This window comes from Pseudomonas sp. L7, from assembly GCF_046605565.1.
Lineage (GTDB): Bacteria > Pseudomonadota > Gammaproteobacteria > Pseudomonadales > Pseudomonadaceae > Aquipseudomonas > Aquipseudomonas wayambapalatensis.
Window position 1 is genome coordinate 4,859,831 of record NZ_CP176784.1, and the last position, 21,912, is coordinate 4,881,742.

A 21,912-nucleotide genomic window follows, 5' to 3' on the forward strand; every position below is an offset into this window, starting at 1 on the left:
AACACTCAACCGCCGGACTTCTTCGCCTTGAAACCCTGCTTGATCAGCTCGGCGAGCAGCAGTTCGACGTGATCACCCTGGATCTCGATGACACCGTCTTTCAAGGCACCACCGGTGCCGCATCGCCGTTTGAGCGTGCTGGCGAGGTCCTTGAGCTGCTCGAGCGGCAGCGGTACGCCAGTGATGGTGGTGACGGTCTTGCCGCCACGCCCCTTGCTTTCACGGCGTACCCGGGCAATGCCATCGCCTTCGGGGATCAGTTGCTGCTTGCAGACACACGCGTCCACCGGCTGGCTGCAGTCGGGGCAGTGCCGACCAGCGTCGGTGGAAAACACGAGACCGCCGAGGGCGGAGAAGGAAGAAGCTTTCTTGGCCACTTTTGTTCCTCTTGCTGAGGACAAAAACTGGTCGGACCACAGGGGGACTGGACCGACCGCGAAGCCCCACTCTGGCAGGGGCGGCGCTACTGTCGCAGGTGTTGCGACAGCCCGAAAAGGGCGCGCAGTGTAACGATAAATTCCTGGCTTGCTAAGTACTGGATTGCGGCATTTTGCGAATGTTTTGCGACGTGGGGGAGCGCTGACGGCTACAGGCTCGCCTTGTACCGGCGCAACGCCTCCAGCGAGTCCGGACAGAAGTCCTTCTCCCGGCTCTCGGCCTCTGCCTGTTCCACAGTGACGAAGCGCGCCTCGATCACCTCTTCAGGCTGCAGCCGCAGCGGCGCGTCGGACACCGCCGAGAACACCGCGCACCACAAGCGGTTGCCCAACTGATCGAAGTAGAACTTCTCGTGAAAACGCAACGCGACGCCAGCGATGCCCAGTTCCTCTTCCAGCTCGCGGGCCGCAGACTCGGCGTACTCCTCGTGCGCCCCGACCATGCCACCGGCCGCCACATCCCAATACCCGGGATACAGCGCCTTGCTCAAGGTGCGCCGGTGCACGCACAGCTCGCCCTGGCTGTTGAACAGCAGGATGAAGGTGCAGCGCCCGATCAACCCTCGCTCGCGCAACTCGGCCCGCGCCAGGGCGCCAAGCGGCTGGTCGTGTTCGTCCACCCAGGCCACCAGCTCGGCATCGGAGGCCGCGCGGTGCGCGACCTCGGCGGGATTGATGGTCATCCTTGCGAGAGCAACTGACGCAAGTCGATGACTGCGGCGTTGGCCCGGGAGATGTAGTTGGCCATCACCAGCGAGTGGTTGGCCCACATGCCGAAGCCACTGCCGTTGAGTACCATCGGGCTCCACAGCGGCTCCTGCGAAGCTTCCAGCTCACGAATGATCTGACGCACGCTGACGGTGGCGTTCTTCTTGGCCAGTACGTCGGCGAAGTCGACCTCGATGGCGCGCAGCAGATGCGACAGCGCCCAGGCCTGGCCGCGGGCTTCGTAGAAGACGTTGTCGATCTGCAGCCATGGCGTCTCGACGATCTCCTCGTCGACCTGCGGTGCCTGGCCGGCCTGGACGGTTTCGGTCTTCAGGTTGCTGTTGAGCTTGACCCGGCCGACGCTGGCCGACAGGCGTTGGGACAACGATCCCAGACGCGTGGCAACGTCGCCCAGCCAGTTGTTCAGGTTGTCGGCGCGGGTATAGAAGATCGCGCCTTGGTCGCCAGCGGCCAGGCGCACCTGGTAGCGGTTGAGCGACTTAATGCCCTCCTCGAACTCCGACTCGCTGGAAGGGAGGATCCAGCTCTTGTTGTCGAAGTTGAAGCGCGGCTCGGCCTTGGCCAGGTCGGCGTCTTCGGTCGATTGCGACTGCGAGCGAGCGAAGTCCTTGCGCAGCGCACGCGACAGGTCGCGCACCTGGACCAACACGCCATATTCCCAGCTCGGCATGTTGTCCATCCACAGCCCCGGCGGGAAGCGGTCGTTGGAGATATACCCACCCGGCTTGTCGAGCAGGGTGCCGGCCACTGTCTTGAGGGTTTCGATGGTGGTATAGCCAACCACCATCTGCTGGCCGTTACGCTCGGCCGCAGCCTGGGCATTCTGTTGCACCGGGAACAGATCAGGCTCTTCGCTCCAGTACCAGCCAAGGCCGATGCACACCAGCAGGTACAGGCCGATCAGGGTGCCCAGGGCGCGGCTCCAGAGGCCGCCGAGGTAGCTACGGGGGGCAGCGCCACGGCCATCGACGCGCTCGGGGCGCTCGGCCTTGGCCTCACGGTTTTTCCAGTCCAGCATGGCGTTGTCCTTAATCAATCATGACGGTTCAGGGGCTTGGACCACAGGCCTCGGCCAGGGTGCCACGACAAGCCCGCGTCCCAGCACTATAAAGCAGACGCCGCCATACGCATAAGCGACCAATGGGTCGGGAACTGAATAATCGGGCCTGAACGCTTTGTTGACCCACAGCACTCGCGAGCAGGAAAAGACCTGCTAGCATAGAGCCATCATTGAACCTGCACACCAACCTCCAATAAGCAGTCAGGACATGACCCAGCCAGCCGAGCCCAGCCACGAGCGCTTGAAGCAGCATTTCGCCCAGCGGGTCATTCACCAGGCCCGACAGATTCTCGAAATCTGGCAGCGCCTGCAGCGTGGCGAGTGGTCGAGCGCAGGGCTGAGCGAACTGGGCGATGCCAATCTGCGCCTGCAACGCTACGCCGACCGTTTCGAGCAGCCCGAGCACGGCAGCCTGTCGATTGCCATCGGACAGACGCTGAGGACAATCGAAGCGAACAGCACGCGGCTCAACTCCGAGCTGATCGGCGAGCTCAATCGCCTGATGCAACGCCTGTCGCGCACCGGCCTGCGCAAGGGCGACCAGCTCGATCATGTGCCTCTGCCACCCTTGCGCAAGCCGGTGTACATCCTGCTGCAGGACCATGACCGCGCCGAACGCCTGGCGCAACAGCTGGAGTTCTTCGGGTTGGGCGTGCAGGCACTGGGCAACGCCGAAGCCTTCCGTGCCTCGATGAACGAACGGCTGCCGTCGGCCATCGTCATGGATGTCGACTTCAGTGGCCCCGGCCAGGGCCTCAAACTGGCCGCCGACGCCCAGCAAGGGCTGGAGCTGCACATCCCGCTGCTGTTCTTCAGCCTCCACGAGACCGACACCCCGACCCGCCTCGCCGCCGTGCGCGCCGGAGGCCAGGAGTTCCTCACCGGCACCCTGGAGGCATCCAGCCTGCTGGAGAAGGTCGAACTGCTGACCAGCGCCACCCAATACGACCCGTTCCGGGTGCTGATCATCGATGACTCGCGCGCCCAGGCCATGCACACCGAGCGCCTGCTCAACGGCGCCGGCATCATCACCCGCACGCTCACCGAGCCGATCCGCACCATGGCCGAGCTCGCTGACTTCCAGCCCGACCTGATCATCCTCGACATGTACATGCCCGACTGCACCGGCACCGAACTGGCCAAGGTGATCCGCCACAACGACCGTTATGTCAGCGTACCGATCATCTACCTGTCGGCCGAGGACGACCTGGACAAGCAGCTCGATGCCATGAGCGAAGGTGGCGACGACTTCCTCACCAAGCCGATCCGCGCCCGTCACCTGGTCACCACCGTGCGCAACCGCGCCGCCCGCGCCCGTCATCTCAAGGCGCGCATGGTGCGCGACAGCCTGACCGGGCTGTACAACCACACCCACATCCTGCAACTGCTCGAAGACTGCAGTTTCCGCGCCCGCCGCGAGGAACAACCACTGAGCTTCGCCATGCTGGACATCGACCACTTCAAGAAGATCAACGACCGCCATGGCCATCCCATGGGCGACCGGGTGATCAAGAGCCTGGCGTTGTTCCTCAAGCAGCGCCTGCGCAAGACCGATTTCATCGGCCGCTATGGCGGCGAGGAATTCGCCATCGTCATGCCCAACACCGGCCTGGAAGCTGCGCACAAGGTGCTCGACGAGATCCGCCGGCGCTTTGCCGAAATCCACTATCCCGCCCAGCCGCACGACCTGCAGTGCACCTTCAGCGCCGGGGTGGTGCAACTCGATGACGCGCTGGATGCGCTGACCATGGCCAGCGCGGCGGACGAGGCGCTGTACCGGGCCAAGCACGCGGGGCGCAACTGTGTGGTGAGGGTCGAGCCCTAGACTGGCACTCTGCCACTTTTTTATGGCGCCACCCCGTCGTCGTCATCACCCGGTCACAAAATCGCAATAACTTCAGGCACCTACCTCTCCATTCCCGCAGGAAGTTCGCGGCTATGCGCCTGAAGTGGCTGACCAATTTCAACACCCTCTTGCTGGTGACCGTGTGCTTTGCCCTGGGTGCAACCCTGTGGTGGTCGCAGCGTGCGCTGGAGCGTCCCTATCAGATGATGGAGCGCTACCTGGGGCTGTCCCAGCAGTTCCAGAACGAGACCGCCGGCAATATCCAGGCCTACCTGGCCAGCGGCGACGCCCTGCGCCATGCCTCGGCCATGGAGGCCAACAAGCAGTTGCACAGCGCCCTCGGAGAATGGCCAGACGCATTGGCCGCCAAGCTGCGCCCGAGCCTGGACAGCCTGCAGGGCTTTACCGCCAACGAACTGCTGGCCGCCGGCAAGCTGGCCGGAGACCCGCAGGCATTGCTGCTGCAGGCCGAGCGCGAACTGGGCGCCAACCTGGAGCAACTGGCCGGCTATGCCCGCGACAGTGGCAACGCCGAGGCGGGTCGCTACCTGGCCCCACTGATGGACGCCTCGCTGCACCTGGGCCGCCTGGCACTGGCCCGCGACAAGCTGGTCAGCAGCGGTCGCGCGGAACTGGCCGACGAAGTGGAGCGCGAACTGCAACAGATCCGCGCCCAGGCGCAGATCATCGACAGCCTGCCGTTGCTGGGGGTGACCCGCGCGGCCGAATCCAACGCCGACGACTTCGCCGCGATGATGGGCCTGCAAAGCCAGGGCAGCGAGCAGAAGGAGGACGTTGCCGTCGGCCTCAAGCGTGAACTGCAAAGCTTGCTCGGGCGCTATCCGGCCGAACTGCAGCGCACCCGTGAACAGATCGAACGCCGCGCCGCACTGGCCGCCAGTACCAGCGAGCGCCTCGAAGCTGTGCAAAAGGCCATCGCCGGACTGGAACCTGAAGTGCGCGGTCAGCACGCGAAGATCGCTGGCGAGGTCCGGGTCATCCAGGGCCTGATGATCGGCCTGATTCTGCTGATCGCCCTGCTCATCGACACCTTGCAGCGCCGCCTGACGCGCACCCTTACCAGCCTTGCGCCAGCCTTGTCGCGTTGGGCCGAGGGCGATTTCGCCCAGCCCGTCGCCCTTGGCAAGACCAACCTTGAACTGCACGACATCCAGGAGTCGCTCAACCGGCTGCGCCAGTACCTGGTGACCCTGGTCGGCACGATCCGCCACAACGCCGAACAGGTCGCTGGCAGCAGCCATGCCCTGGCCGGCATGAGCAGCGCGCTGCATGACGGTGCCGAACGCCAGGCGGGCGATACTGCACAGATCCGCGATGCCCTGGGCGAGCTCGAGGCGACCATCCAGCAAGTGGCTGGCGATGCCAGTTCGGCCGCGGATGCCAGCCGCGACGCCGGGCGCGCCGTGGAGCACGGCCAGACGGTGATCGGCCACAGCCTCTCCGGCCTGCGAGCGTTGGTCGATGAAGTGCAGGGCAATGCGCAGTTGATCGAACAACTGGCCGAGGAGTCGGCGACCATCGGTGGCGTGCTGACGGTGATCCGCTCGATCGCCGAGCAGACCAACCTGCTGGCCCTCAACGCAGCGATCGAGGCGGCCCGTGCCGGCGAAATGGGCCGCGGCTTTGCCGTGGTGGCCGACGAAGTGCGCTCGCTGGCCCAGCGCACCACCGGCGCCACCGGCGAGATCCAGGCGCTGATCGACCGCCTGCAGCAGGCGGCGCGCGAATCGGTGAATGGCATGCGCACCCAGCTCGAACACGCCGAGGCCACCGCCAGCCAGGCCCAGGCGGCGGACGGTGCGCTGGATGAGATTGTCAGCGCGATTCGCACCATCTCCGATACAGCGGTGAGGATTGCCGACGTCACCGCACAGCAGAGCGGTGCTGTGAGCGAGATCCGCGACCACAGCGAGCGGATTCATGCGCTCGGTGAGGACAACCTGCAACGCATCGGCGAAGGGCGCGAGCAGGGTGAGCAGTTGCTGCAACTGGGGGGTGAGCTGAATACCGCGGTGCGGGCCTTCAGGGTGTGATCGGCAGGCCTGGCCCCTTCGCGGGCAAGCCCGCTCCCACGGAACCGCGCCAGCAGAAGGTTTTCCTCGCCGCTACCCAGTGGGAGCGGGCTTGCCCGCGAAGGGGCCAGGCCTGCAAACAGCCGAACCTGCGACCACCTGTCATCCCCGCCTCCAGCCAACTCCGCTATCATGCCGGGCACGTTCCGCCTCGCGAGTCCGCCATGCGCCGCCTGTTCTTCCTGCTGTTCCTGCTGCTGGCCAGCCCCGCCTTCGCCTCGGGCCTGCTCGACAACCGCCCCAGCGCCACCCTCGGTGCCGCCTCGCTGTCCAACAGCGCCGACTTCCTGCCGGTCCACGAAGCCTTCAAGCTCGACCTGATCAGCGCCGATGCCCAGTCGATCAAGCTGCGCTTCGTCGCCACCGAGGGCTACTACCTCTACCGCCATCGCTTCCAGTTCCGCAGCGAGCCAGCCGACATCGCCCTCGGCAACGCACGGATCCCCCAGGGTGAAGCCAAGCACGACGAGTTCTTCGGCGATGTCGAGGTCTACCATGGCATCGTCGACATCGAAGTACCGCGCACCGACTCGCGCGCCTTCACCTTGCTGGTCGGCTACCAGGGCTGCGCCGACAAGGGATTGTGCTATCCGCCGGAAACCGCACGGCTGTCGATCCCCGGCGAAGGCAGCACCCTGTCCACCAGCACGGCCGAGCGCTGGAGCTGGCAGACCTTGCTGCTGTTCTTCCTCGCCGGTCTGGGCCTGACCTTCACCCCCTGCGTGCTGCCGATGCTGCCGATTCTCTCGGGCGTGGTGCTGCGCGGCCAGGTGGGTGGCTGGCGCGGCTTGAGCCTATCGTTGGCCTACGTACTACCGATGGCTGCCAGCTTTGCCGTGCTCGGTGCGCTGATGGGCCTGTTCGGTGCCAGCCTCAACTTGCAGGCACGTTTGCAATCGGCCTGGGTACTGGTGCCCTTCGCACTGTTCTTCGTGCTGTTCGCCCTGGCGATGTTCGGCCTGTTCGAACTCAAGCTGCCGCACGCCGTGAGCCAGCGCCTGGACCGCGTCGCCAGCAATACCCGCGGCGGTTCGCTGCTGGGTGCTGCGGTGCTGGGCGTGCTTTCCAGCCTGCTGGTCTCGCCCTGCGTGTCTGCGCCACTGGCCGGTGCCCTGCTCTATATCAGCGCCAGCGGCGATGCCCTGGGAGGCGCACTGAAGCTGTTCGCGCTCGGATTGGGCATGGGGGCGCCACTGCTGCTGGTGGCGACCGGCGGTGCCGCCTGGCTGCCCAAGAGCGGGGCGTGGATGAACACGGTGAAGAACGTGATCGGGGTCCTGCTGCTGGGCGTTGCGCTCGGCCTGCTCAGCCGCGTGCTGCCGGGGCCGGTGACACTGCTGCTGATCGGCCTGTTGTCGGCAGGCGTGGCGCTGTTCCTCGGGGCGCTGGAATTCGTGGTCAAGACCCCGCGCCAACGCCTGGCCCAACTGCTGGGGCTGCTCTGCCTGGTCTATGCACTGGCGTGCTGGTATGGCGCACTTGCCGGTCAGGGCGATCCACTGCGTCCATTGCCAGGCCCCGGCGTCAGCGCCTCGGCCCCCGCCAGCGCCAACGCTCAGGCGGATGCGTGGCAAACCCTCACCACCCCTGCCGCCCTGGACGCCGCACTGGCCCAGGCCAAGGCCGCAGGCCAGCCGGTGCTGCTGGACTGCTACGCCGACTGGTGCATCAGTTGCAAGGTGATCGAGCATGAGGTGCTCAACGCGGCGCAGGTCCAGCCAGGATTGAGTGGGTTCAAACTGCTGCGCTTCGACATCACCGAGAGCAACGCCGAACAACGCGCCCTGCTCGACCGCTACAAACTGTTCGGCCCACCCGCCTTGTTGTTTTTTGCCGCAAACGGCAGCGAAATGACCGCTGATCGGGTGGTAGGCGAGGTGAACGCCGACGAATTTGCGAAAATTCTCACGGGCACGCGCAGCAAACTCGGTCTATAACTTCCCGCGCACCGGTAACTTTCTCCGATGAAGTGACCAGAGCTCATCATCTGGTCACATACTTTGCGCGAATCTCGGTCATCGTGCTGGCTATTGCAGGGAACTGGACACTCGCTAGTCTCTTGCGGCATAGTCGCCGCGCTATGTCGAATTGCCCTACAAAACCAAGGAAACCGCAGATGGCCACCCTACTGGTGCTGCACGGCCCCAACCTCAACCTGCTCGGCACCCGCGAGCCGGGAGTCTACGGCGCCGTCACCCTCGCCCAGATCAACCAGGACCTCGAGCAGCGCGCACGCGCCGCCGGCCACCACTTGCAGTACCTGCAGAGCAATGCCGAGTACGAACTGATCGACCGCATTCACGCTGCGCGCAACGAAGGCGTGGACTTCATCCTGATCAACCCGGCCGCTTTCACCCACACCAGCGTCGCATTACGTGACGCATTGCTCGCAGTGAGCATCCCATTCATCGAAGTGCACCTGTCCAACGTGCACAAGCGTGAACCGTTCCGTCATCACTCCTACTTCTCCGATGTGGCAGTGGGCGTGATCTGCGGCCTGGGCGCCACCGGTTACCGGCTGGCCCTGGAGTCTGCACTGGAACACCTGGCTGCCAACGCACAGCCCTGATGACGCAAGGCCTCGGTCCTTCGACCGGGGCCTCGAAGCACTACGAAGAAACGTTTTCGATACGTTTTAACAATTACGTCCCCGACCGAACCTTGGGAGTTGCTGATTAATGGATATCCGTAAAGTCAAAAAGCTGATCGAACTGCTGGAAGAGTCCGGCATCGACGAATTGGAGATCAAGGAAGGCGAAGAGTCCGTTCGCATCAGCCGTAACAGCAAGCAACCTGCCGGCGCCCAGTACTTCGCAGCGCCTGCTCCGGTCGCCGCACCCGTTGCCGCCGCCCCTGTCGCCGCGGCCCCGGTTGCCGAAGCCGCTGCAGCACCTGCCCTCAAAGGCACCGTGGTCCGCTCGCCGATGGTCGGCACCTTCTACCGCAAGCCATCGCCGACCTCGCCGAACTTCGCTGAAGTCGGTCAGGCGGTGAAGAAAGGCGACACCCTGTGCATCGTCGAAGCCATGAAGATGATGAACCACATCGAAGCCGATATCGGCGGTGTCATCGACGCCATCCTGGTGGAAGACGGTCAGCCGGTTGAGTTCGACCAGCCGCTGTTCACCATCGTTTGAATCGCGGAGAGCCAACGATGTCTGGGAAGCTCGAAAAAGTCCTGATCGCCAACCGTGGGGAAATTGCCCTGCGGATCCTGCGTGCCTGCAAAGAGCTGGGCATCAAGACCGTCGCGGTCCACTCCACCGCTGACCGCGAACTGATGCACCTGGGTCTGGCAGACGAATCGGTCTGCATCGGCCCTGCATCGTCGAAAGAATCCTACCTGCACATCCCGGCGATCATCGCTGCCGCCGAAGTGACTGGCGCCACCGCCATCCACCCAGGCTACGGCTTCCTCGCCGAGAACGCCGACTTCGCCGAGCAGGTGGAGAAATCCGGTTTCGCCTTCATCGGCCCTAAAGCCGACACCATCCGCCTGATGGGCGACAAGGTTTCGGCCAAGGACGCGATGATCAAGTCGGGCGTACCGACCGTACCGGGCTCCGACGGCCCGCTGCCGGAAGACGAAGAAACTGCACTGGCCATCGCCCGTGAAGTCGGCTATCCGGTGATCATCAAGGCCGCCGGTGGCGGTGGTGGTCGCGGCATGCGCGTGGTGCACAAGGAAGAAGACCTGATCGCCTCGGCCAAGCTGACCCGCACCGAAGCCGGTGCTGCGTTCGGCAACCCGATGGTCTATCTGGAGAAGTTCCTGACCAACCCACGTCACGTGGAAGTCCAGGTACTGTCCGATGGCCAGGGCAACGCCGTGCACCTGGGCGACCGCGACTGCTCGCTGCAGCGCCGTCACCAGAAGGTACTGGAAGAAGCGCCGGCCCCCGGCATCGACGAGAAGGCCCGTCAGGAAGTCTTCAAGCGTTGCGTCGATGCGTGCATCGAGATCGGCTACCGCGGTGCAGGTACTTTCGAGTTCCTGTACGAGAACGGTCGCTTCTACTTCATCGAGATGAACACCCGCGTCCAGGTCGAGCACCCGGTCTCGGAGATGGTCACCGGCATCGACATCGTCAAGGAGATGCTCAGCATCGCCGCTGGCAACAAGCTGTCGTTCCGCCAGGAAGACGTGGTGATCCGCGGTCACTCGCTGGAGTGCCGGATCAACGCCGAAGACCCGAAGAAGTTCATTCCAAGCCCAGGCACCGTCAAGCACTTCCATGCCCCGGGTGGCAATGGCGTGCGGGTCGATTCGCACCTGTACAGCGGCTATTCGGTTCCGCCGAACTACGACTCGCTGATCGGCAAGCTGATCACCTACGGCAAGGACCGCGACGAAGCCATGGCGCGCATGCGCAATGCCCTGGACGAGATCGTCGTCGACGGCATCAAGACCAACATCCCGCTGCACCGCGACCTGGTGCGTGATGAAGGTTTCTGCAAGGGCGGCATCAACATCCACTACCTCGAGCACAAACTGGCCAACCAGGAGTGATCGCGTTAGCGTGATGCACGAAACCCCGGCCCTGTGCCGGGGTTTTTCATTGCCCCGCGACAGGGGCGGTGAAACATCCACAAACCCCCCGCACTCGCGTAAACTGACGCCCTTTCGCGCAGCTCCCGCTGCCCCTGTCGATTTACCAAAGGTGCCCGCCATGCCCTGGCTGCAAGTACGTCTGGCCATCAGCCCGGAACAAGCCGAAACCTACGAAGACGCCCTGCTCGAAGTCGGCGCCGTCTCGGTCACGTTCATGGATGCCGAAGACCAGCCAATCTTCGAACCGGACCTCAACACCACCCCGCTGTGGTCGCACACGCATCTACTGGCCTTGTTCGAAGCCGATGCCGAACCCGAAGCGGTGTTCGCCCACCTGCAGCTGCTGACCGGTGCCGACCTCCCCGAGCACCAGGCCGAAGTCATCGAGGACCAGGACTGGGAACGTAGCTGGATGGACGGTTTCCAGCCGATGCGTTTCGGTCAGCGCCTGTGGATCGTGCCGAGCTGGCACGAGGCCCCGGAGAAAGACGCCGTCAACCTGCTGCTCGACCCGGGCCTGGCCTTCGGCACCGGCACCCACCCGACCACCGCCCTGTGCCTGGAATGGCTCGATGGCCAGGCGCTCGAAGGCACCCAGGTGCTCGACTTTGGCTGCGGCTCGGGCATCCTGGCCATTGCCGCCCTGCTGCTGGGCGCCCGCGAAGCGGTGGGGACCGACATCGACGTACAGGCCATCGAAGCCTCGCGTGACAACGCCCAGCGCAACGGCATCGCCGACGAGAAGCTGGCGCTGTACCTGCCCGAGCACATGCCGGCGATGCAGGCCGACGTGCTGGTCGCCAACATCCTGGCCGGCCCGCTGGTCTCCCTGGCACCGCAATTGTCCGGCCTGGTCCGTCCCGGCGGCCTGCTGGCGCTGTCGGGTATTCTTGCCGAGCAAGGCGAGGAAGTGGCCGCAGCCTATGCCGCCGACTTCGACCTCGACCCGATCGTCGTGCGCGATGGCTGGGTGCGCATCAGCGGCCGCCGTCGCTAGGCTACAGTTCGTAAAGCGCCAGACTCAAACCCTGCACAACCCCCGGATCGCCGCATGACCGACAGTTTCGTCACCCAGTGCCCGCATTGCCAGACGCGTTTTCGCGTCACGTATCACCAGTTGAGCGTGGCCCGTGGGGTGGTGCGCTGCGGCCAGTGCCTGCAGGTATTCAACGCCGCCCGGCAGTTGCTCGAGCAAAGCCAGGAAGGTACGACGCCGCCGGTCGCCACCGCACCGGCGCCAGCAGCCCCGTTGCCGGCTGCGCCAGCAGCGCCTGCGATCGAGCCCCCAGCGCCGAGCCAGGACGACTGGGCTGCCACGCTGGACGCCATGGACCTGGACCAGGAGCTTGCGCGCCTGGAGCGACGCGGCCCTCGCCCCGAGCGTCAAAGCGCCGAGCGCGACGAATCCTTGCAGGCCCGACGTGACGATCAACACCCCGAGCAGCACGGTGACGAGCCCTTCGGCACCGCAACCGATGACCGCCTCGAACCCGACCCGCAGTCCACACCTGCACCGGTCCAGGTCGAGCAAGAGCCGCTCGACCTGGAGCCGATAGCCCAGGACCGCACCGAACCCACCCTCGGACAGGCGCTCGAACTCGACGACGAAGACGCCCCTGCCCGCCTGCCCGCCGAACACGACGAACCGGCCAACGAGCGGCTGTCGCCCCTCGACGAGCCTCTTCCGGAAAAAGGCCTCTCGGCCCTGGACGACGATGTCGCGAATCTGCGCCTGTCGGCACGCGACGACCACGACGACGACACCGAAGGCGACGAACGGCTGGAGCCGGTGCTGGCCGCCAAACCCTCGCGTGCGCGCAAGGAACCACTGGTCGATGTCGTCGACGACCCGCTGCAACTGGACTGGCAAAAGCCCGCACCGAACTGGGGCAAGCGCCTGCTCTGGGGCTTCCTGGCGCTGCTCGCCGCTGGCCTGCTGGCCTTCCAGTATGTCTACTACCACTTCGATGAAATGGCCCGGCACGACCGTTACCGGCCGCTGTTCCAGCAACTGTGCCCGATCGTCGGCTGCCAGGTCCCCACCCGGGTCGACATCGCACGCATCAAGAGCAGCAACCTGGTGGTACGCAGCCATCCAGACTTCAAGGGCGCGCTGATCGTCGACGCGATCATCTACAACCGCGCCTCTTTCAGCCAGCCCTTCCCCCTGCTGGAGCTGCGTTTCGCCGACCTCAATGGCCAGTTGATCGCCAGTCGTCGGTTCAAGCCCAGCGAGTACCTGTCGGGCGAGCTGGCCGGGCGCGGCGAGATGCCCAGCCAGACGCCGATCCACATCGCCCTGGACATCCTCGATCCAGGCCCGAAGGCGGTGAACTACAGCCTGAGCTTCCGATCCCCGGAGTGACCGGCGGGTCGGCGGGAGCGCCAACCAGCGCAAAAGTCATAAGCCCACAACTGCTCAGATTTTATCCAGCTCCATCTTTATCCGGTCACCGAGAGCGGGTATCATGCCATCCCTTTTTCGAACTCCAATGATCCGGCCCCACAACAGGGAACACCTATGTCGGCGGTACGCATCGGCCCATACACACTGCAGAACAACCTGATCCTCGCGCCCATGGCCGGGGTCACGGACCAGCCTTTTCGCACGCTTTGCAAACGCCTGGGGGCGGGCATGGTGGTGTCGGAAATGGTCACCAGCGACATGAACCTGTGGAACAGCCGCAAATCGCGCCTGCGCCGCATCCACGAAGGCGATCCCGAGCCGCGCTCGGTACAGATCGCCGGTGGCGATGCACAGATGCTGGCCGCGGCAGCGCGGGCCAACGTCGAGTCCGGTGCCCAGATCATCGATATCAACATGGGTTGCCCGGCGAAAAAAGTCTGCAACAAAGCGGCAGGCTCTGCTTTATTGAGAGATGAAGCGCTGGTCGCTGAAATCCTCGATGCGGTGGTCGGTGCGGTCGATGTGCCGGTCACCCTGAAGATTCGCACCGGATGGGACCGCTCGAACAAGAATGGCCTGAACGTGGCGAAGATCGCCGAACAGGCCGGAATCCAGGCGCTGGCGGTGCATGGCCGCACACGCGCCGACCTGTACACCGGTGAAGCCGAGTACGACACCATCGCCGCGATCAAGCAGGCGGTGTCGATCCCGGTTTTCGCCAACGGCGACATCACGTCGCCAGAAAAGGCCCGGGCGGTGCTGGATGCCACCGGGGCCGACGGCCTGCTGATCGGCCGTGCCGCCCAAGGGCGGCCGTGGATCTTCCGCGAGATCGAGCATTACCTGCGGACAGGCGAACATCTTCCGGCTCCCGGGCTGGACGAAGTTGAACGCATTCTGCTGGAGCACCTTGCCGCGCTGCATGCCTTCTATGGGGATGTCATGGGCGTACGTATCGCCCGCAAGCACGTGGGCTGGTACCTGGCAACACGCACGGGCGGCAGGGAGTTTCGCGCCCGGTTCAATGCCTTGGAAGAGACCCAAGCGCAGTGCGCCAACGTTCGGGCATTTTTTGCCGAACGTCGACAGAGCCTTGAGACAGAGGACGGACAAGGGGTGGCCGCATGACGATGATGACCGAGACATTAGTGAGTGGAACAACGCCCGTGAGCGACAACGCCAACCTCAAGCAGCACCTGAATACGCCGAGCGAAGAGGGCCAGACCCTGCGCGACAGCGTCGAGAAGGCACTGCACAACTACTTCGCCCACCTGGAAGGCGCCACCGTCACGGACGTGTACAACCTGGTGCTCTCGGAAGTCGAGGCACCGCTGCTCGAGAGCGTGATGAACCACGTCAAGGGCAACCAGACCAAGGCCAGCGAGATGCTCGGGCTCAACCGCGGCACCCTGCGCAAGAAGCTCAAACAGTACGACCTGTTGTAAGCCAGAATCCCAATCAGAAAAGGCGGCTCCGTTGAAAGAGGCGCCTTTTTTGCTGACTCCACCGCGTTATGGAATCCGAAATGACCGACCAGACTACCCGCCTGCCGATCCGCCGCGCCCTGATCAGCGTCTCCGACAAGACCGGTATCCTCGAGTTCGCCCGTGAGCTGCAACAGCTCGGTGTCGAGATCCTGTCCACCGGCGGCACCTACAAGCTGCTCAAGGACAACGGCGTGAACGCGGTGGAAGTGGCCGACTACACCGGCTTCGCCGAAATGATGGACGGCCGGGTCAAGACCCTGCATCCGAAGATCCACGGCGGCATCCTCGGCCGTCGCGGCACCGACGACGCCATCATGAACGAGCACGGCATCAAGCCGATCGACCTGGTCGCGGTCAACCTGTATCCGTTCGAAGCCACCATCAGCAAGCCAGGTTGCGACCTGCCGACCGCCATCGAGAACATCGATATCGGCGGCCCGACCATGGTTCGCTCCGCGGCGAAGAACCACAAGGACGTCGCCATCGTGGTCAACGCCAGCGACTACGCCGGCATCGTCGAAGGCCTCAAGGCCGGCGGCCTGACCTACGCCCAGCGCTTCGACCTGATGCTCAAGGCCTTCGAGCACACCGCCGCCTACGACGGCATGATCGCCAACTACATGGGCAGCATCGACCAGTCCAAGGACACCCTGTCGACCGAAGGCCGCAGCGAGTTCCCGCGCACCTTCAACAGCCAGTTCGTCAAGGCCCAGGAAATGCGCTACGGCGAGAACCCGCACCAGAGCGCGGCGTTCTATGTCGAGCAGAAAAAAGGCGAAGCCAGCATTTCCACCGCCGTACAGCTGCAGGGCAAGGAGCTGTCGTTCAACAACGTGGCCGACACCGACGCCGCACTGGAGTGCGTGAAGAGCTTCGTCAAGCCGGCCTGCGTCATCGTCAAGCACGCCAACCCATGCGGCGTGGCCGTGGTTCCGGAAAACGAAGGTGGCATTCGCAAGGCCTATGACCTGGCCTACGCCACCGACACCGAGTCGGCGTTCGGCGGCATCATCGCCTTCAACCGCGAACTCGACGGCGAAACCGCCAAGGCCATCGTCGACCGCCAATTCGTCGAAGTGATCATCGCACCGAAGATCTCCCAGGCCGCCCGTGACGTGGTCGCCGCCAAGCAGAACGTACGCCTGCTCGAGTGTGGCGAATGGCCTGCCGAGCGCGCTGCCGGTTGGGACTTCAAGCGCGTCAACGGTGGCCTGCTGGTACAAAGCCGCGATATCGGCATGATCGCCGCCGAAGACCTGAAAGTCGTCACCAAACGCGCGCCGACCGAGCAAGAGATCCACGACCTGGTGTTCGCCTGGAAAGTCGCCAAGTTCGTCAAGTCCAACGCCATCGTCTACGCCAAGAACCGCCAGACCATCGGTGTCGGCGCCGGCCAGATGAGCCGCGTCAACTCCGCTCGCATCGCTGCAATCAAGGCTGAGCATGCTGGCCTCCAGGTGCAGGGTGCGGTCATGGCTTCGGACGCGTTCTTCCCGTTCCGTGATGGCATCGACAACGCGGCTAAAGTGGGCATCAGCGCCGTGATCCAGCCAGGTGGCTCGATGCGTGATGCAGAAGTCATCGCCGCCGCTGACGAAGCCGGTATCGCGATGGTGTTCACCGGTATGCGCCACTTCCGCCATTAATCAGATGACAGGCTGATCGCCGGCCCCTGTGGGAGCGGGTTTACCCGCGAATGCGATGCTGGATTCACCGCCGCATTCGCGGGTAAACCCGCTCCCACAGGATCGGGGATCACCGCTAGACAGAGGTTTTGACATGAAAGTTTTGATCATCGGCAGCGGCGGTCGTGAACACGCCCTGGCCTGGAAAGTCGCCCAGGACCCCCGCGTCGAAAAAGTCTTCGTGGCCCCGGGCAACGCCGGTACTGCCATCGAAGCCAAATGCGAGAACGTCGCCATCGACGTCTGCGCCCTGGAGCAACTGGCCGATTTCGCCGAGAAGAACGTCGACCTGACCATCGTCGGCCCTGAAGCGCCGCTGGTCATCGGTGTGGTCGACCTGTTCCGCAGCCGTGGCCTGGACTGCTTCGGTCCGACCAAGGGCGCGGCCCAGCTCGAAGGTTCCAAGGCCTTCACCAAGGATTTCCTGGCTCGCCACAAGATCCCGACCGCCGACTACCAGAACTTCACCGAGATCGAGCCGGCGCTGGCCTACCTGCGCGAGAAAGGCGCACCGATCGTGATCAAGGCCGACGGCCTGGCCGCAGGCAAGGGCGTGATCGTTGCCATGACCCTGCAGGAAGCCGAAGACGCCGTGCGCGACATGCTCGCCGGCAACGCCTTCGGTGAGGCCGGTTCGCGCGTGGTGATCGAAGAGTTCCTCGACGGCGAGGAAGCCAGCTTCATCGTCATGGTCGATGGCCACAACGTGCTGCCGATGGCCACCAGCCAGGACCACAAACGTGTCGGCGATAAAGATACCGGCCCGAACACCGGTGGCATGGGCGCCTACTCGCCAGCCCCGGTGGTCACCGCCGAGGTGCACCAGCGCGTGATGGACCAGGTGATCTGGCCGACCGTGCGCGGCATGGCCGAGGAAGGCAACGTCTACACCGGCTTCCTCTATGCGGGCCTGATGATCGACAAGGCAGGCAATCCGAAGGTCATCGAGTTCAACTGCCGCTTCGGCGACCCCGAGACACAACCGGTCATGCTGCGCCTGGAGTCGAGCCTGGTGCTGTTGGTCGAGGCCGCATTCGCCAAGGCCCTGGACAAGGTCGAAGCGCAGTGGGACCCGCGCCCGAGCCTGGGCGTGGTGCTGGCCGCTGGCGGTTACCCGGGCGACTACGCCAAGGGCGACCTGATCAACGGCCTGGACGCTGCGGCCAAGATCGAAGGCAAGGTGTTCCACGCCGGTACTGCGCTCAAGGATGGCCAGGTGACCACCAACGGCGGGCGTGTCCTGTGTGCCACCGCCATGGGCAGCACCGTTGCCGATGCACAGCAGCAGGCCTACCGCCTGGCCAAGGAAGTCAGCTGGAACGGTAGCTTCTACCGCACCGACATCGGCTACCGGGCCATCGCCCGCGAGCGCGGTGAGCACCAGCAGTAAACTGCGGCCCGCAGGTCGCAGCGCCATGGCGCGCGGCCTGCGGCTCGTCGACAGGGCCCCATCGGGGCCTTGCCTTTGGCGCGGCACGCCGCGCATAGTTGTTATCCGGCTTATCAGCCAAGAAAGGATCTCGTCGTGCGTCGGCTTCGGATTGCCACTGCCCTGATCGTCAGCTTGCTGACCCTGCTCTGCCTGCTTCCGGCTGCAGCCGAACAAGGCGGCGGGTGGTCTGTGCTGCTCGATGAACAGGCAAGCCTGCAGCTCTCCGACGTACGCTCCGACCGCTACCGCAACCAGTTCAGCCCATTGCAACTGGACGCGCTGGATGCCGCCCTGCCCGACCAGGCCCTGTGGCTGCACTACCGCCTCGAGCCCGCCGACCAGGAACGCCTGCTGCGCATCTTCGCTCCCGACCTGTCGCGCCTGGACCTCTACGCCCTCGACGGCGGCACGCTACTGCGCCAGTTGCACCATGGCCGACAACTGGGCAATGCCAGCCCTACCCTGCGCGGCAGCGATCACGTTCTGCCACTACCCAACGCCACGCAACCGCTGGATATTTACGTGCGTCTGGTCTCCGAACACCAGTTACGCCCGGCAATCTCTCTGGAATCGGCGGCCAGCGCGGCCATCGACCAACGCCAGCCGCTGCTGTTCGGCCTGCTGTTCGGCGGCCTGGTGATGCTGATCCTGCACAACCTGATCCGCTTCTTCTACACGCGCTCCAGCACCACCCTGGTACTGGCGCTCTACCACGCGCTGATGCTGCTCAGCGCCTTGATCCTGCTCAACCTCTGCGGCCCGTGGTGGCACCTGTGGCACAGCGCGCAAACGCCTGCCGCCTACCTCACGCTGGTCCTGGCGGGGCTCTGCGGGCTGTATTTCACCCAGCGCTTCTTCTCGCCCTGCGCCTCGTTGCGGCTCACCCGCATCCTGCAGGCAGAAATGCTGATCGCCGCCCTCAGCGGCCTGCTCCTGCTGTTCATCGACAGCCTGCCGCTGAACCTGACCACCTACACCCTGCTGGCCCTCGGCAGCCTGAGCATGCTCCTGGCCAGTACGTACTACTGGTACAAGGGCTACAACCCCGCACGCCTGTTCACCCTGGCCATGCTGGTGTTCAACCTCGGCGGCCTGGTCCTGCTGCCTGCGCTGCTCGGTCTGACACGCACCCCCACCCCATGGCTGCTGGTCATCCTGATGGGACTGACCGTGGTCAGCGGCCTGTTGCTGAACCTTGCGGTCAGCGAGCGCCTGCGCAAGATCAACGAGGAGCGCGTACGTGCCAGCCGTGCCCTCGCCGCCAGCGACGCCGAGATCAACGCCAAGGCCGAATTCCTGGCCAAGATCAGCCACGAGATCCGCACGCCGATGAACGGCGTGCTGGGCATGACCGAGCTGCTGCTGGGCACGCCGTTGTCGGTCAAGCAGCGCGACTACGTGCAAACCATCCACAGCGCCGGCAACGAGCTGCTCACACTGATCAACGAAATCCTCGACATCTCCAAGCTCGAGTCGCGGCAGATCGAGTTGGATGATGTGCAGTTCGACCTCAACGCACTGATCGAAGACTGTCTGAACATCTTCCGGGCCAAGGCCGAACAGCAGAACATCGAGCTGATCAGCTTCACCCAGCCACAGGTGCCACGCGTGATCAGCGGCGATCCGACGCGGTTGCGCCAGGCGCTGTCGAGCCTGCTGGACAATGCGCTGAAGAACACCGACCAGGGCGAAATCCTGCTGGTGGTGGCCCTCGACCAGCGCGGTGACGCCCCGCGCCTGCGTATCGCCGTGCAGGACAGCGGCGAGCCGATGGCCAGCGCCGAGCGCGAGGCTTTGCTGCAGGCCGAGCTGCACAGCCACCACTTCCTCTCCAGCAACAAGCTCGGCGGCCATCTGGGCCTGGTGATCGCCAAGCAGTTGATCGGCCTGATGCACGGCGAATTCGGCATCAAGACCAGCACCAGCCTGGGCAATACGCTGTGGCTGACACTGCCGCTCGATCCGCTTCGCCTGGAACAACCGCCCGCCGATCTCGACGGCCCGCTGCGCGATGCCCGGGTGCTGGTGGTGGACGATAACGACACCTGCCGCAAGGTGCTGGTACAACAGTGCAGCGCCTGGGGCATGAACGTCAGTGCGGTGCCCTCCGGCAAGGAAGCCCTGGCGCTGCTGCGCACCAAGGCGCACCTGCGCGACTACTTCGATGCCGTGCTGCTCGATCAGAACATGCCCGGAATGACCGGCATGCAACTGGCTGCCAAGATCAAGGAAGACCCGAGCCTGAACCACGACATCCTGGTGATCATGCTGACCGGCATCAGCAACGCGCCCAGCAAGATCATCGCCCGCAATGCCGGGGTCAAACGCATCCTGGCCAAGCCGGTGGCCGGCTACACGCTCAAGACCACCCTGGCCGAGGAACTGAGCCAGCGTGGCCGCGAGCCGGCGATCATTGCTGCCCTCGGTGGCGCGCCGGCGCCGCTGGACCTGCCCGCCGACTTCCGTATCCTGGTCGCCGAAGACAACAGCATCTCGACCAAGGTGATCCGCGGCATGCTCGGCAAGCTCAACCTCGAGCCCGACACGGCCAGCAACGGCGAAGAGGCCTTCGAGGCCATGAAAGCGCAGCGCTACGACCTGGTGCTCATGGACTGCGAAATGCCGATTCTCGATGGTTTCTCCGCGACCCAGCGCCTGCGTGACTGGGAAGCGGCCAATCAGCGCCAGCGCACCCCGGTGGTGGCACTGACCGCGCATATCCTCAGCGAGCACAAGGAACGTGCACGCCTGGCCGGCATGGACGGGCACATGGCCAAGCCGGTGGAACTGTCGCAGTTGCGCGAACTGATCCAGTTCTGGGCGAACCAGCGCGAAGCGGCCACCGGCCCCCTCCACACGCCCTGATCACCCAGCCCCCCTCAAATGTCGTAGTCGTGTATCCGCTTCAGGGATACCTCCACGACCCGCTGGTGCACCTTGGACAGGTAGCTGTTCTCGAAAGCCAGGATGTTGAACCGTACAAGCTCGGCGCGCACGTTCTTCATGCTGCGCTTGCGGGTGATGAAGCCCGCGCGCCAGGCATCCTGAGTATCGACCTCGTGATACAGCACCATATCGACCCGGTTCTGCCCGGCCGGAGCGCAAGGGAGTAACTGGAAGTGCCCTCGCTCGCGTGCGTTCTTCTCCAAGCTGGCGAGCGTCTCTGGGCTGTTGCGCAGGCGCTGCAACGACATTTCCACATTGCTGGCGAATCGCTCCCCCGCGGTCTTGGTGATCAGCGCAAGGACTTTGTCGACCTGTTCGGCGCGCCCCGCATCCGGCCAGTGGACCTGCTCGGCAGACACCGCATCCCAGCCCATGAACTTCAACTGGTTGCGGTAGTAGGCGAACCAATCCTGCACCAACCCTTCGTCGAAGGCCGTCTGTGTGGCCCGCTCGGCCAACGCCAGGGCCAGTTTCACCTTGTCTTTCTGCGCCAGCGACAAGCCCGGCAGGAACGAGACGACGCCCGCCCCGATCACAGCAGCATTGGCTTCATTCATGTGTCATCACTCCCAGCGTCAGTCGACGAGGCTTCTCGCGTTCCTTGTCGAGTATCAAGTTGTGCAGGTCCGAGCGCTGCGAAGCAAAGTGCTGCTTGCTCAGGTTCAGCGACAGCGCCCGTACCGCTAGCTCGCCCTGCAGCTGCGTACGCTGTGCAGCGGCGGCCAGCGTCTCCCGCGTGATCGGGTGCTCGCAGCGCAGCGACACGCTGCACAGGTCGAGAATCGGCCCGGCACCGAGCAGCCCGAACTCGATGTGCAGCTCGCCCGTATCGGCCTCGTTGCGCACGGCGAAACGCAGCAGATGGTCCAGGCCCTCAGGCATGCCCGTCAGTGCCTTCGACAACGTGGCCAGTACCCCATCGACATCGATCTTGCGCTGCTTCAACCAGTTCAAGAGCGGCGTCTCCTCGTTGCGGGCAGCCCCTGGTCCAAGGGCGATCCAATCATGCGCACTGACGAACCTGATCCAGTTCAGTGACTCGAAACCCTGGCGATAGGCAAGCGCCCAAGCGTCGGGATCGTCGAAGCAGGAGCCAGCGTGCTTGTTGGCCAGCAACTGACAGTAGTGCAGTGAATCCAGGGCATCCTCGCGCTGCTGCACCTCGATGCCTGGCGGCACGAGCAACACGGTCTGGCCAATCAGGATCAGCGTGTGATCTGCATAGGTCATGGCAGGTT

General features: G+C 64.4%; 18 protein-coding genes. 13 read left to right on the plus strand and 5 right to left on the minus strand.

Annotation, left to right across the window (positions count from 1 at the left end):
• Nucleotides 1–5: 5 nt before the first annotated feature.
• The 3 genes from ACK3BK_RS22275 to ACK3BK_RS22285 all read right to left on the minus strand — a co-directional run bounded on the left by ACK3BK_RS22275 (nt 6) and on the right by ACK3BK_RS22285 (nt 2,184).
• Entirely contained in the window at nt 6–377 is a 372-nt protein-coding gene (locus tag ACK3BK_RS22275) for a translation initiation factor Sui1 (protein ID WP_186666026.1), read from the minus strand.
• A 209-nt stretch (nt 378–586) separates the two neighbouring features.
• On the minus strand, nt 587–1,120 hold the full coding sequence (locus ACK3BK_RS22280; RefSeq protein ID WP_288376604.1) for an NUDIX hydrolase: 534 nt from the start codon (nt 1,118–1,120) through the stop codon (nt 587–589).
• Nucleotides 1,117–2,184 carry a DUF2333 family protein gene (locus tag ACK3BK_RS22285; protein ID WP_411383337.1) on the minus strand — a complete coding sequence of 356 codons (1,068 nt, stop codon included), beginning with the start codon at nt 2,182–2,184 and terminating at the stop codon, nt 1,117–1,119. The genes ACK3BK_RS22280 and ACK3BK_RS22285 overlap by 4 nt, the downstream gene beginning before the upstream one ends.
• Before the next feature lie 250 nt (nt 2,185–2,434).
• Between ACK3BK_RS22285 and ACK3BK_RS22290 the strand changes: the two genes are divergently transcribed.
• The 13 genes from ACK3BK_RS22290 to ACK3BK_RS22350 all read left to right on the plus strand — a co-directional run bounded on the left by ACK3BK_RS22290 (nt 2,435) and on the right by ACK3BK_RS22350 (nt 20,593).
• Complete coding sequence (locus ACK3BK_RS22290; protein WP_411383338.1) at nt 2,435–4,051, plus strand: diguanylate cyclase; 1,617 nt, start codon at nt 2,435–2,437, stop codon at nt 4,049–4,051.
• A gap of 1,295 nt (nt 4,052–5,346) precedes the next feature.
• Nucleotides 5,347–6,126: a methyl-accepting chemotaxis protein gene (locus ACK3BK_RS22295; protein ID WP_411384504.1), complete on the plus strand. Its 780-nt coding sequence runs from the start codon at nt 5,347–5,349 to the stop codon at nt 6,124–6,126.
• 203 nt (nt 6,127–6,329) lie between these two features.
• Complete coding sequence (locus ACK3BK_RS22300; protein ID WP_411383339.1) at nt 6,330–8,102, plus strand: protein-disulfide reductase DsbD; 1,773 nt, start codon at nt 6,330–6,332, stop codon at nt 8,100–8,102.
• A 179-nt stretch (nt 8,103–8,281) separates the two neighbouring features.
• The gene (gene aroQ, locus ACK3BK_RS22305; RefSeq protein ID WP_186666014.1) at nt 8,282–8,734 is read left to right on the plus strand and encodes a type II 3-dehydroquinate dehydratase; all 453 of its coding nucleotides are present in this window, start codon (nt 8,282–8,284) and stop codon (nt 8,732–8,734) included.
• Nucleotides 8,735–8,843: 109 nt separating this feature from the next.
• Entirely contained in the window at nt 8,844–9,302 is a 459-nt protein-coding gene (accB, locus tag ACK3BK_RS22310) for an acetyl-CoA carboxylase biotin carboxyl carrier protein (protein WP_186666013.1), read from the plus strand.
• Nucleotides 9,303–9,319: 17 nt separating this feature from the next.
• Nucleotides 9,320–10,675, plus strand: coding sequence for an acetyl-CoA carboxylase biotin carboxylase subunit (gene accC / locus ACK3BK_RS22315; RefSeq protein ID WP_186666012.1), 1,356 nt, complete (start codon nt 9,320–9,322; stop codon nt 10,673–10,675).
• A gap of 160 nt (nt 10,676–10,835) precedes the next feature.
• Nucleotides 10,836–11,714, plus strand: a complete 879-nt coding sequence (gene prmA, locus ACK3BK_RS22320) for a 50S ribosomal protein L11 methyltransferase (protein WP_186710798.1) — start codon at nt 10,836–10,838, stop codon at nt 11,712–11,714.
• 54 nt (nt 11,715–11,768) lie between these two features.
• A complete protein-coding gene (locus tag ACK3BK_RS22325) occupies nt 11,769–13,082 on the plus strand; it encodes a DUF3426 domain-containing protein (RefSeq protein ID WP_411383340.1) in 1,314 nt (437 codons plus the stop codon).
• A 156-nt stretch (nt 13,083–13,238) separates the two neighbouring features.
• Nucleotides 13,239–14,252, plus strand: coding sequence for a tRNA dihydrouridine synthase DusB (dusB, locus tag ACK3BK_RS22330; RefSeq protein ID WP_186666009.1), 1,014 nt, complete (start codon nt 13,239–13,241; stop codon nt 14,250–14,252).
• Nucleotides 14,249–14,569, plus strand: a complete 321-nt coding sequence (gene fis, locus ACK3BK_RS22335) for a DNA-binding transcriptional regulator Fis (RefSeq protein WP_029614158.1) — start codon at nt 14,249–14,251, stop codon at nt 14,567–14,569. Before dusB ends, fis begins: the two co-directional genes overlap by 4 nt.
• An 80-nt stretch (nt 14,570–14,649) precedes the next feature.
• Nucleotides 14,650–16,257: a bifunctional phosphoribosylaminoimidazolecarboxamide formyltransferase/IMP cyclohydrolase gene (gene purH / locus ACK3BK_RS22340; protein ID WP_186666008.1), complete on the plus strand. Its 1,608-nt coding sequence runs from the start codon at nt 14,650–14,652 to the stop codon at nt 16,255–16,257.
• A gap of 133 nt (nt 16,258–16,390) precedes the next feature.
• Complete coding sequence (gene purD / locus ACK3BK_RS22345; RefSeq protein ID WP_186666006.1) at nt 16,391–17,686, plus strand: phosphoribosylamine--glycine ligase; 1,296 nt, start codon at nt 16,391–16,393, stop codon at nt 17,684–17,686.
• 135 nt (nt 17,687–17,821) lie between these two features.
• Nucleotides 17,822–20,593, plus strand: a complete 2,772-nt coding sequence (locus tag ACK3BK_RS22350; protein WP_186666004.1) for a hybrid sensor histidine kinase/response regulator — start codon at nt 17,822–17,824, stop codon at nt 20,591–20,593.
• Nucleotides 20,594–20,607: 14 nt separating this feature from the next.
• On the opposite strand, the gene ACK3BK_RS22355 is transcribed toward ACK3BK_RS22350, so the two are convergent.
• Nucleotides 20,608–21,231 carry a hypothetical protein gene (locus tag ACK3BK_RS22355; RefSeq protein ID WP_411383341.1) on the minus strand — a complete coding sequence of 208 codons (624 nt, stop codon included), beginning with the start codon at nt 21,229–21,231 and terminating at the stop codon, nt 20,608–20,610.
• Nucleotides 21,224–21,904: a hypothetical protein gene (locus ACK3BK_RS22360; protein WP_411383342.1), complete on the minus strand. Its 681-nt coding sequence runs from the start codon at nt 21,902–21,904 to the stop codon at nt 21,224–21,226. The genes ACK3BK_RS22355 and ACK3BK_RS22360 overlap by 8 nt, the downstream gene beginning before the upstream one ends.
• Between the last annotated feature and the right edge of the window lie 8 nt (nt 21,905–21,912).

Coding starts and splice junctions, on each gene's coding strand:
- ACK3BK_RS22280 (WP_288376604.1), bottom strand. CDS start 1,120: ATGACCATCAATCCCGCCGAGGTCGCGCACCGCGCGGCCTCCGATGCC.
- ACK3BK_RS22285 (WP_411383337.1), bottom strand. CDS start 2,184: ATGCTGGACTGGAAAAACCGTGAGGCCAAGGCCGAGCGCCCCGAGCGC.
- ACK3BK_RS22290 (WP_411383338.1), top strand. CDS start 2,435: ATGACCCAGCCAGCCGAGCCCAGCCACGAGCGCTTGAAGCAGCATTTC.
- ACK3BK_RS22295 (WP_411384504.1), top strand. CDS start 5,347: ATGAGCAGCGCGCTGCATGACGGTGCCGAACGCCAGGCGGGCGATACT.
- ACK3BK_RS22300 (WP_411383339.1), top strand. CDS start 6,330: ATGCGCCGCCTGTTCTTCCTGCTGTTCCTGCTGCTGGCCAGCCCCGCC.
- aroQ (WP_186666014.1), top strand. CDS start 8,282: ATGGCCACCCTACTGGTGCTGCACGGCCCCAACCTCAACCTGCTCGGC.
- accB (WP_186666013.1), top strand. CDS start 8,844: ATGGATATCCGTAAAGTCAAAAAGCTGATCGAACTGCTGGAAGAGTCC.
- accC (WP_186666012.1), top strand. CDS start 9,320: ATGTCTGGGAAGCTCGAAAAAGTCCTGATCGCCAACCGTGGGGAAATT.
- prmA (WP_186710798.1), top strand. CDS start 10,836: ATGCCCTGGCTGCAAGTACGTCTGGCCATCAGCCCGGAACAAGCCGAA.
- ACK3BK_RS22325 (WP_411383340.1), top strand. CDS start 11,769: ATGACCGACAGTTTCGTCACCCAGTGCCCGCATTGCCAGACGCGTTTT.
- dusB (WP_186666009.1), top strand. CDS start 13,239: ATGTCGGCGGTACGCATCGGCCCATACACACTGCAGAACAACCTGATC.
- fis (WP_029614158.1), top strand. CDS start 14,249: ATGACGATGATGACCGAGACATTAGTGAGTGGAACAACGCCCGTGAGC.
- purH (WP_186666008.1), top strand. CDS start 14,650: ATGACCGACCAGACTACCCGCCTGCCGATCCGCCGCGCCCTGATCAGC.
- purD (WP_186666006.1), top strand. CDS start 16,391: ATGAAAGTTTTGATCATCGGCAGCGGCGGTCGTGAACACGCCCTGGCC.
- ACK3BK_RS22355 (WP_411383341.1), bottom strand. CDS start 21,231: ATGAATGAAGCCAATGCTGCTGTGATCGGGGCGGGCGTCGTCTCGTTC.
- ACK3BK_RS22360 (WP_411383342.1), bottom strand. CDS start 21,904: ATGACCTATGCAGATCACACGCTGATCCTGATTGGCCAGACCGTGTTG.